Below are 9,503 nucleotides of genomic sequence, written 5' to 3'. Positions count from 1 at the left end.
GCGGCGCCGGCGACCGCGACCACGGCGCCCTCCAGCGGACCGCCTGTGTTCTTCATGGTCTTCGCCTCCTTGATACGAACGCTCACGCGGCTGCTCCGGAAGCGGCGCCGACGGCCACCGGGCCGGTGGCGGTGATCCCCTTCGTGGAGGCGATCACATGCTTCAGCTTCTTGGAGAGCGCCTCATAGAACATGCTGAGCGGAAATTCGTCCGGAAGCACGTCGTCCACCAGTTTTCGGGGCGGCAGGCTCAGATCGAGAGCGTCGGGGCCCTTGGCCCAGCGGGAGCCGGGGTGCGGGGAGAGGTAGCGGGAGACCAGCTCGTAGGCGGCGAACCAGTGGACCAGCTTGGGCCGGTCGATGCCGTCGCGGTAGAGCTTCTCGATCTCGGCGCAGAGCTCGTTGGTGACCTGCGGAGCGCGCTCCCAGTCGATCTTCAGGGTGTTGTCGGTCCAGCGCAGCACATCGTGCTGGTGGAGATAGGCGAAGAGCAGCTGGCCGCCGAGGCCGTCGTAGTTGCGCACCCGGTCGCCGGTGACGGGGAAGCGGAACATCCGGTCGAAGAGGACCGCGTACTGCGCGTCGCGCCCCTGGGGGACTCCCTCGGCCTCCAGGCGGACGGCCTCCTTGAAGGCCGTGAGGTCGCAGCGCAGCTCTTCGAGGCCGTACATCCAGAACGGCTGGCGCTGCTTGATCATGAAGGGATCGAAGGGCAGATCGCCGTGGCTGTGGGTGCGGTCGTGGACCAGGTCCCAGAGGACGAACGCCTCCTGGCAGCGCTGCTGGTCGCCGATCATCTCCCGGATGTCGTCGGGGAGGTCGATTCCGAGGGCCGAGACGGCCGCGGTGGTCACCGCGCGGAAGCGGGCGGCCTCGCGGTCGCAGAAGATGCCGCCCCAGGTGAAGCGCTCGGGGGCCTCGCGGACCGCGATGGTCTCGGGGAAGAGAACGGCGGAGTTGGTGTCGTACCCCGCGGTGAAGTCCTCGAAGGTGATGCCGCAGAAGAGGGGGTTGTCGTAGCGGGTGCGCTCCAGCTCGGCGAGCCACTCGGGCCACACCATGCGCAGCACGACGGCTTCCAGATTGCGGTCCGGGTTGCCGTTCTGGGTGTACATGGGGAAGACGACGAGGTGCTGGAGGCCGTCCGCGCGCCCGGCGGCGGGGTGGAAGGCGAGCAGCGAGTCCAGGAAGTCGGGGACGTCGAAGGCGCTGTCGGCCCACTTGCGCAGATCGGAGACGAGCGCGCGGTGGTACGCCGCGTCGTGCGGCAGCAGCGGGGAGAGCTCCCCGACGGCCTCCGCGATCGCTTCGAGCGCGGCTTCGGCGGCGGCGCGGGTGGGCGCTCCCTCGGCGTCGAAGTCGATGGAGCCGTCCTTGGACTGCCAGGGGCGGATCTCGTCGACGGCATTCTTGAGCTTCGGCCAAGCGGGATGTTCCACTACCCGGTCGGCAGTGGATATGGGCGCTAGGACAGCGTCCTGCACAAGAATTTCCGTCATGTCACTTCCTCCACGGGAGAACCTCGCGTCAAGACACCGTATCCATCCGGGGATCCTCAGGACAAGTGGGAGATGGGAAATTATCCTGCGCACCCCCCATGATCACCGAAAAGTTTGCGGCGAGTAAGGATCTTGGCGGTCACTTCCGCTACGTACAGCCTCTGACTCGCCACTCACCGCCGTCACCGCGACCCGCTGCCCCGCGCCGCCGCGTCAACTCCGGTCCAAACACGCCCACGATCGGATGGCAAGGAGCCGGTTCCACGCGGTCCGCGCCCGGTCCGGCGCGGACCGCGCCGCCACGGCGTACGGCCAGGACCCCGAAAACCCCGCCGGGCCCCGGCGGACGAGCGCCCGCCCCGGACCGCCCACTAGGCTGCGTCCTTGCCGTGCCACGCGCTCCGACCGCGTGCCGGGCGCAAGCCGCCGTCGACGGAAGCGAGAGAACCTTGACTTTCCTCATCATCGGTCATCGCGGGGTCATGGGAGTCGAGCCGGAGAACACTCTGCGCTCCTTCGTCCGGGCCGAGCGCTGCGGTATGGACGCCATCGAACTCGATCTGCATCTCAGCAAGGACGGCGCGCTGGTCGTCATGCACGACGCGGAGGTGGACCGTACGACCGGGGGCACCGGGCCCATCGCCGAGAAGACCCTCGCCGAGCTCCGGGAGCTGGACGCGGGCGAGGGCGAGCGGGTGCCGCTCTTCGAGGAGGTGCTCGACGCGGTCCGCGCCCCGCTCCAGGCCGAGATCAAGGATGTGGCCGCCGCCCGCGCGCTCGGCGAGGTGATGCTGCGCCGGGATCTGGTCGACCGGGTCACCGTGTCGTCCTTCCACGACGACGCGGTGGCGGAGATCTCCGCGCTGGTGCCCGGGGTGCGGACGGTGCTCATCGCCAGCCGCTGGGGCACGGACATCGTGGACCGCGCCAAAGAGGTGTCCGCGGACACCCTCGCGCTGAACATCCGCAGACTGACCCTGGAGACCGTCGAGCGGGCGCACACGGAGCGGATCGAGGTGATCGGCTGGGTGGTGAACACCCAGGAGCAGCTGCGGCTGGCGCGCGCGCTCGAACTCGACGGGGTGACCACCGACTTCCCGGAGATCCGGCGCACGGGCCGGTTCACGGCCTGACGGTCCGCTGACGGACCGGGCGGAGCCGGTCCGTCAGCCGTCCGTCAGCCGGTCAGGTCCTTCACCAGCAGCTCGAAGACGAGATCGTCGCGGAAGGGGACGCCGACGGTCTCCTCGCCGTAAGGGAAGGGGCTCAGCAGTCCCGTACGGCGGTAGCCCCGGCGCTCGTACCAGGCGATCAGCTCATGCCGCGGCGCGAGCACCGTCATCTGCATCTCGCGCACCCCCCACTCCGTACGGGCGAGGTGCTCCGCCCGGGCGAGCACCCGGCGGCCTATTCCGCCGGCCTGGAGCAGCGGGCTGACCGCGAACATGCCGAAGTAGGCTTCCTTCTCACGGCGTTCGAGCTGACAGCAGGCGACCAACTCGCCGGCACGCTCCGTGACGATCAGACGGCTGTCGGAACCCTCGATCACCTTCCGCACCCCGGCCGCGTCGACCCGTCCGCCGCCGATGAGATCGGCCTCTGTGGTCCAGCCTGCGCGGCTGCGCTCACCTCGGTAGGCGGACTGGATCAGCTCGACCAGTGCGGGCACATCGCCCTCGACGCCATCACGGAAAGTGAGTTCACCCGAGCCCCGGGGCGGTGCGGTGTCCATGGCGCTGCTCTCCGATCACGAGATGCCGGCCCGATCCGGGCGGCCCAATACTGTGCAGTGGGCACGAGAGTACGGGGTGCGCCTCTAAAGTTCGGTCATGGTTCACGTGCTGAGCAGCCGGACAGTGGTCCGACCCGTCGATCCGGACCGGTCCCGACAGTTCTACGGCAAGACTCTCGGCCTCCCGGTCTACCGGGAGTTCGGCACCGGGCCCGAGCGCGGCACGGTCTACTTCCTGGGCGGCGGCTTCCTGGAGCTCTCCGGCCGCGCCGAGGGCGCCGCCGGGACCGCTCTGGAGCTGTGGCTCCAGGTCGAGGACGCGGCGGCGGTCCATGAGGAGCTCGCGGCGCGGGGCGTCGAGGTGCTGCGCCCGCCGGTGAAGGAGCCCTGGGGGCTGATCGAGATGATGATCGCCGACCCCGACGGGCACAAGATCATCGTCGTCGAGGTGCCCGAGGACCACCCGATGCGCTACCGGCCCTGAGCGGACCGGCCGCCCGCCCGCACGCTCCTCAGCCTCCTGTGCGCCCGCGTACGCCCCAGTGGACACGGGCATCGACCCAGGAGAGCCGCCGGAAGGGGGAAGTCCCGTGCACGCACCCGTGGTGTCCGGCTGGCTGCTGGTCGCGCTCTGCGCCTGGACCGGCGGGTACTGCCTGGCCCGGCTGCGCCGGTGCCCGAGGCGGGACCGGGCGGCGGTGGGGGGCGAGGCGCTGATGGGGCTGGGCATGGCGGCGATGGCCGTGCCCGCGGCCGTGTTCACGCCTCCCGGGTGGGTGTGGCCGGTGTACGCCGCGGTCTTCGGCGGTGCGGCGCTCGGCGCCCTGTGGTCCGCCCTGCGGGGGGCCGCGCACCATCTGCACCATGCCGTCGGCTCCCTCTCGATGGTGTACATGGCCCTGGTGATGGCCTACGGGACCGGTCAGCGGGGGCATACGGCGGCCGGGGTCCCGGTGGTGACCGGGGCGCTGCTGGCGTACTACGCCGTCTATGTGCTCCACCGGGGTCTGCGGCTGGTCCCCGCCTTACCGGGGCCGCTGTCGGCCGCTCCGGGGCCGGTACCGATGGCCGGGCTCGCTCCGGGGACGGGGGCGGTCACTCCCGGGGCGGGCCGGATCGCCGCCGGGGCGGCGCCTCCCTGCCACCCCGCACAGGAGCGGAACGCCGGGATGGCTCCGGCCTGCCGGCTGGTCATGGGGCTCGCGACGCTGGCGATGCTGTTCACCCTGTGACTCCCGAGCAGGAAGACCCGTGACCCTCGAACCGGAAGACCTGTGGCCCCTGAGCCGGAAGAAACGTGTCGTGCGTCACTTGCCGGGTGACCGCATACCCCCGGCCGGTCCGGCACTCATAGGCTGATCACATGTTGGTCTCCCTTGTGCTGCTGTCGCTCGGCGCACTGGCCGCCGTGCTCGCCCCGCGCCTGGTGTCGCGTGCCGACTGGCCGGAACGCGAGCCCATCGTGGCGCTCTGGGTGTGGCAGTGCGTGGTGGCCGCCGTGCTGCTGTCGTTCGCGCTCTCCATGACCTTCAGCGCGGCGGCGGCCTGGCAGCTCGTCCGGGGGCAGGTCTTCGCGCCCGCGCCGCACGCGGTGGTGGAGGCGTACGCGCTCGGAACGGACGAGCCGTGGCCCGCCGTGCTCGCGGTCGTTCTGGCGTGCGGCGGGCTCTGGACGGCGGCGATGCTGACCCGGGAGATCGCCGAGGCGCGGGCCCGGCGCAGAAAGCGGCGCTCCGAACTACTGCTCCGCTCCCCCCTGTTGCCCGGCGAGACCCCGGGGAGCGAGCGGCTCGTGGTGCTGGAGGGCGAGCGGCCCGGCGCCTGGTGGCTGCCGGGCGCGGCGCCCCGGCTGGTCGTCACCACCGCGGCGCTGCGCCGGCTGAAGGGCCGCCAGCTCGACGCGGTGCTGGCGCACGAGCAGGGCCACGCGCGGGCCCGCCACGACTGGCTGCTGCACTGCTCCTCCGCGCTGGCCAACGGCTTTCCGCAGATCCCGGTGTTCGCCGCGTTCCGCGACGAGATGCACCGGCTGGTGGAGCTTGCCGCCGACGACGTCGCCTCCAAGCGGTTCGGGCGGCTGACGATCGCGCTCGCCCTGGTCGAACTCAATGAGGACCGGGGGGTGTTCGGCCCCTGCCCCGCCCCGGAGGCCCAGCTTCCGCAGCGGGTCCACCGACTGCTGTCGGCGACGCCCCGGCTCACCCCCGGCCGCAGGCTCCGGCTGACGGCCGCCGCCGCGCTGGTCCCGGTGGTTCCGCTGCTGGTGGCGTTCGTGCCCGCGCTGCGCGCACTGGGGTGACCCCTCACCGGCCGGGGCCGGTGCGGGGCAGTCGCATGGATCGGGGCAGCCTCTCGCCGACCCCGCCCGATCCATCCCAGCGACACCGGTCCCGATGGCCTCCCCGGGGCCGGTCCACCGCATCCACGGGGCGTACGAATGGCCCGAGCCCCCCACGGGAGGAATGATCGCCCCCATGTCTTCCCCCCGACCCAAGCCCCCCGCCTCCCCCGCACACCGGAGCACCGCCGGACCCGTCCGTGCCACCGCCGCTCTGGCCGCCGCCTCGGCCGTGCTGCTGACCCTGGTCGCCGTGGCCTGGCCACCGCTGCTCTCCTTCGACCGCTGGACCGCGGAGACGCTCCACCGCAGCGCGGTACGGGAGCCCGGCTTCGTCCACGTCAACCGTGTGCTCACCGACTGGGTGTGGGACCCCTGGACCATGCGGATCCTGATCGCCGTCGCCGTTCTCTGGCTGTGGCAGCGGCGCGAGCGGCTGCTCGCGGTGTGGGTCGCCGCGGCGACCGCGCTCGGCGCGCTGCTCCAGACGCTGCTGAAGACGGCGGTGGGGCGGGAGCGCCCGCAGTGGCCCGATCCGGTGGACTCCGCGCACCTCGCCGCCTTTCCCTCCGGTCACGCGATGACGGCCACCGTCGCCTGCTGTCTGCTGCTGTGGCTGCTGAGGCTGCACGGCGCCCAGGGCAGGCTGTGGTTCTGGAGTGTGGCAGCGGCCGTCGTATCGGTCATCGGCGTGGGTCTCACCCGGCTCTATCTCGGGGTGCACTGGCCCACCGACGTCCTGGCCGGCTGGCTGATGGGCGCGGGCTGGGCGGGCTTCTCGATCGTGCTCTACGAGCGGCTGGTCCGCTCCCGCCGTGACTGAGCCCGCGGGTCCGGGCCGCTGACGGTCCGGGACGCTTCCGAGGCGCCGGACGCGCGTCCTCCCCGGGTACGGCCGCTCAGCGCGGGGAGCGACTCCCTACCGGGCCGTCCGGACCGGGCGATCCCCCGCGTCGCCCGGTCCAGGACAACCACCACGCCTGCCAGGCCCTGAGGGCCTCGCGGCGTGCCGCGCTGAGTATATTGGCTCTGAGCCAGTCAACGCAGGAGTCCAGCATGTCCCCGCGGAGCCCATCGGTCAATGAAGAGATGCGCAGGCGTTCCCGGGAGCGGCTTCTTCAGGCGACGGTGGAGCTGGTCGGCGAACGCGGCTATGAGGCCACGACGCTCGCCGACATCGCCGACCGGGCGGGCTCCGCGCGCGGCCTGGTCTCGTACTACTTCCCGGGGAAGCGCCAGTTGCTCCAGTCGGCCGTGCACCGGCTGATGCACCGGACCCTGGAGACGGCGCTCTACAAGGAGCCGCGGACCGAGGACGGACACGAGTTCCTGGCGCGGGCCATCGACGCCGTACTGGGACTCGCCACCGACCGTCCCGTACTGATGCGGACCCATATGTCCGGCGTTTTGCAGGCCGAGGGGTTCGTCCAGTGCCCCGAGCAGCAGCGGCTGGCCATGCTGCTGCGCTGCGCGGTGGAGCGGTATGGATCACGGCAGATCGACGCGGATTATCCGCTGCTGCGCGCCCTGTTGATGGGCGCGGTCTTCGCGATCGTGCTGCCGGGCGCGCCGATGCCTCAGGCACGGCTGCGGGCCGAGCTGTTCCAGCGGTACGGACTCGACTGGGAGCTCGGCGTTCCGCCGGACGGCACGCCGCCCGGCGGAACACATGATGAGCGGAGGACCGCTCCTACAACGGATCAGAACGACCCGACGGATCAGATCGGTCGGACCGGTCAGACCGATCAGTCGTCGTGGTCGTCGTCATCGTCGTCGTCGTCATCGTCGAAGTAGTCGGGCTGGGTCTGGACGTTGAGCTCGCCCAGCTTGACCTTCTTCGCCGGATCCGTACGCCTGTCGTTGATCTTCAGTACGTCGAGACCCTTGGCGATGTCGTTGGAGTAGACATGGCCGTTGTAGTAGTACGTCGACCAGGGGCCGCCCGTGGTGACCCGGTCGAGGGTGATCGGACCGCGCTCGAAGTAGCCGATCTCCTTGGGCTTCGAGGAGTCGGTGAAGTCCCAGAGCGAGATGCCGCCCTGGTACCAGGCCTGAATCATCAGGTCGCGGCCCTTGACCGGGATCAGCGAGCCGTTGTGCGCGACGCACACCTCGGCGTCGGCCTGGTGCCGGTCGATCTTGAAGTAGCTCCGGAAGGCGAGCTCGCGCTTGTCTCCCTTGCCGGTGATGTCGTAGATGCCGTTGGCGCCGCGGTTCGGACCGATCTCGGCGTTGCAGGTGGCCGCGCCGCCGCCGCCCAGCTCATCGGTGAAGACGACCTTGTTGGCCTTCTGGTTGAAGGTGGCCGAGTGCCAGAACGCGAAGTTCACGTTGTCCTGGACCCGTTCGATGACCCTGGGGTTCTCGGGGTCCTCGATGTCGAACAGGATGCCGTCGCCCATGCAGGCTCCGGCGGCCAGGTCCTTCGAGGGCAGCACGGTGATGTCGTGGCAGCCGGAGGTCTGGGAGACGCCCGGGTTGGTGGGCGATCCGGGGTTGCCGCCGTCACCCGGGAAGAGCACCGGGAAGCCCACGACGGCGGACTTCTCCGGGGCCTTGCGCGGCACCTTGATGACCGAGATGCCGTCGTGCGGCGGCTGGCAGTCGGGGAACGCCGCGTTCGGGTAGTACGACGAGACATAGACGTAGACGTTGCGGCGCTCGGGCACGATCGTGTTCGTGTGCGAGCCGCACGCGGTCTCGACAGCGGCGACGTACTGCGGGTTGCGCTTGTCGCTGATGTCGAAGATCTTGATGCCCTCCCACGACTCCTTCACCGTGGCCGACTGGGACTTGCTGTTGCAGGAGTTGTCGCTGCGCGATGAGTCCGTGGACAGGAAGAGCAGGTCACCGGAGACCGAGACATCGTTCTGGCCACCGGGGCACAGGACCTCCGAGACGGTCTTCGGAGACCTCGGGTTGCTGATGTCGTAGATGGTGAAGCCGTCGTAGTTGCCCGCGAAGGCGTACTTCCCCTGGAAGGAGATGTCCGTATTGGTGCCCTTGAGCGCGCCCTTCGGAACGTTGATGAGATGTTCGATGTTGTCACTGTGGACGATCTCGTCCACGCCGGGTATCTCACCGGACTTGATGGCCGACCGGTCCTGGGCCGCCTCACCCGAGGAGAGCTTCTCCTTCTTGACGGAGCCGTCCCCCGGGTCGGGGGTGGCGAGCGCGGGGCCCGCCGTCAGCAGCGTGGCGAGCAGGCCGGCCGCGGCGGTAGCCACGCCCAGCCGTCTCCGCCGTACGCGGTTCTTGGGCGACAAGGTCATACGTCCTCCCTTGTTTCCGTTCCTGTTCGAACGGTTCACGGACCTCGGCAGTATCTTCCCTTGCATGCACATCTCAACAGATGGCAACAGAGACGTAATGAAAGTTTTTGATCAACAGGCGCGGGAACCGTGCTAGGACATATGTCAAACAGTCGCCAAACGCCCTAAGTGGGCCAGGAGGTCGCCGTGTTGTACCGCCCCACGACCAGAGGTGTCCGCAGAGCGGTCACGGCCGCGGCAGTCGCGGTCGCCGTACTGGCCCTGGGGGCCTGCCAGTCGGACTCGGGCGGTCCGGCCAAGGCCGAAGCCGGGGCGAGCGCCTCCGTGGTGGCCCCGGGCAAGCCGGGCGAGCCGGCGAAGACCCTGTCGGCCGAGGAGGCGCAGAAGGCGCTGCCGGACGACTCCCCCAACGCCGCGGACCTCCGTTACGCGCGGATGATGATCGCCCATCACAGCCAGGCGCTGACGATGACCGGACTGGCCCCGGATCGCGCCGGATCGACGCAGGTCAAGCGGCTGGCGGAGCGCATATCAGCCGGCCAGAAGCCGGAGATCGGCGCCATGGAAGGCTGGCTGAAAATCAATGGCAAGGACACGCCGAAGAGTGGTCAGGATCACGGCGACCATGGAGATCACGGCGGTGATAACTCCGGCGACGACAAG

Annotated in this window: 10 protein-coding genes; 7 read left to right on the top strand and 3 right to left on the bottom strand. The window is 70.0% G+C overall.

Annotated elements, in window-relative coordinates:
- Positions 1–82 precede the first annotated feature (82 nt).
- Positions 83–1,498: a DUF6421 family protein gene (locus FF041_RS05900; protein ID WP_153521331.1), complete on the bottom strand. Its 1,416-nt coding sequence runs from the start codon at positions 1,496–1,498 to the stop codon at positions 83–85.
- 449 nt (positions 1,499–1,947) lie between these two features.
- Between FF041_RS05900 and FF041_RS05895 the strand changes: the two genes are divergently transcribed.
- Positions 1,948–2,631, top strand: a complete 684-nt coding sequence (locus tag FF041_RS05895) for a glycerophosphodiester phosphodiesterase (RefSeq protein WP_153487585.1) — start codon at positions 1,948–1,950, stop codon at positions 2,629–2,631.
- A gap of 44 nt (positions 2,632–2,675) precedes the next feature.
- Here the strand turns inward: FF041_RS05895 and FF041_RS05890 are convergent, their stop codons facing one another.
- Positions 2,676–3,230, bottom strand: a complete 555-nt coding sequence (locus tag FF041_RS05890; protein ID WP_153521330.1) for a GNAT family N-acetyltransferase — start codon at positions 3,228–3,230, stop codon at positions 2,676–2,678.
- A gap of 97 nt (positions 3,231–3,327) precedes the next feature.
- On the opposite strand from FF041_RS05890, the gene FF041_RS05885 reads away from it, so the two are divergent.
- The 5 genes from FF041_RS05885 (at position 3,328) to FF041_RS05865 (ending at position 7,362) form a co-directional block, all read left to right on the top strand.
- A complete protein-coding gene (locus FF041_RS05885) occupies positions 3,328–3,714 on the top strand; it encodes a VOC family protein (RefSeq protein ID WP_153487588.1) in 387 nt (128 codons plus the stop codon).
- Between the two features lie 106 nt (positions 3,715–3,820).
- Positions 3,821–4,462 carry a DUF5134 domain-containing protein gene (locus FF041_RS05880; protein WP_323391315.1) on the top strand — a complete coding sequence of 214 codons (642 nt, stop codon included), beginning with the start codon at positions 3,821–3,823 and terminating at the stop codon, positions 4,460–4,462.
- A 131-nt stretch (positions 4,463–4,593) separates the two neighbouring features.
- On the top strand, positions 4,594–5,529 hold the full coding sequence (locus tag FF041_RS05875; protein ID WP_153521329.1) for a M56 family metallopeptidase: 936 nt from the start codon (positions 4,594–4,596) through the stop codon (positions 5,527–5,529).
- A 175-nt stretch (positions 5,530–5,704) separates the two neighbouring features.
- Positions 5,705–6,391: a phosphatase PAP2 family protein gene (locus FF041_RS05870; RefSeq protein ID WP_153521328.1), complete on the top strand. Its 687-nt coding sequence runs from the start codon at positions 5,705–5,707 to the stop codon at positions 6,389–6,391.
- A 233-nt stretch (positions 6,392–6,624) separates the two neighbouring features.
- On the top strand, positions 6,625–7,362 hold the full coding sequence (locus tag FF041_RS05865; protein ID WP_153521327.1) for a TetR/AcrR family transcriptional regulator: 738 nt from the start codon (positions 6,625–6,627) through the stop codon (positions 7,360–7,362).
- Here the strand turns inward: FF041_RS05865 and FF041_RS05860 are convergent.
- Positions 7,314–8,840: an LVIVD repeat-containing protein gene (locus FF041_RS05860; RefSeq protein WP_153521326.1), complete on the bottom strand. Its 1,527-nt coding sequence runs from the start codon at positions 8,838–8,840 to the stop codon at positions 7,314–7,316. The two genes, FF041_RS05865 and FF041_RS05860, sit on opposite strands and share 49 nt — an antisense overlap.
- A 186-nt stretch (positions 8,841–9,026) precedes the next feature.
- On the opposite strand from FF041_RS05860, the gene FF041_RS05855 reads away from it, so the two are divergent.
- On the top strand, positions 9,027–9,503 hold a 477-nt coding region (locus FF041_RS05855; RefSeq protein ID WP_407698113.1), incomplete at its 3' end, for a DUF305 domain-containing protein.

Origin of the sequence: Streptomyces jumonjinensis, assembly GCF_009600885.1 — a bacterium.
GTDB classification, from domain to species: Bacteria; Actinomycetota; Actinomycetes; order Streptomycetales; family Streptomycetaceae; genus Streptomyces; species Streptomyces jumonjinensis.
Note: the sequence above shows the minus strand (reverse complement) of the source record. Positions and strands in the feature narration are given on the sequence as shown.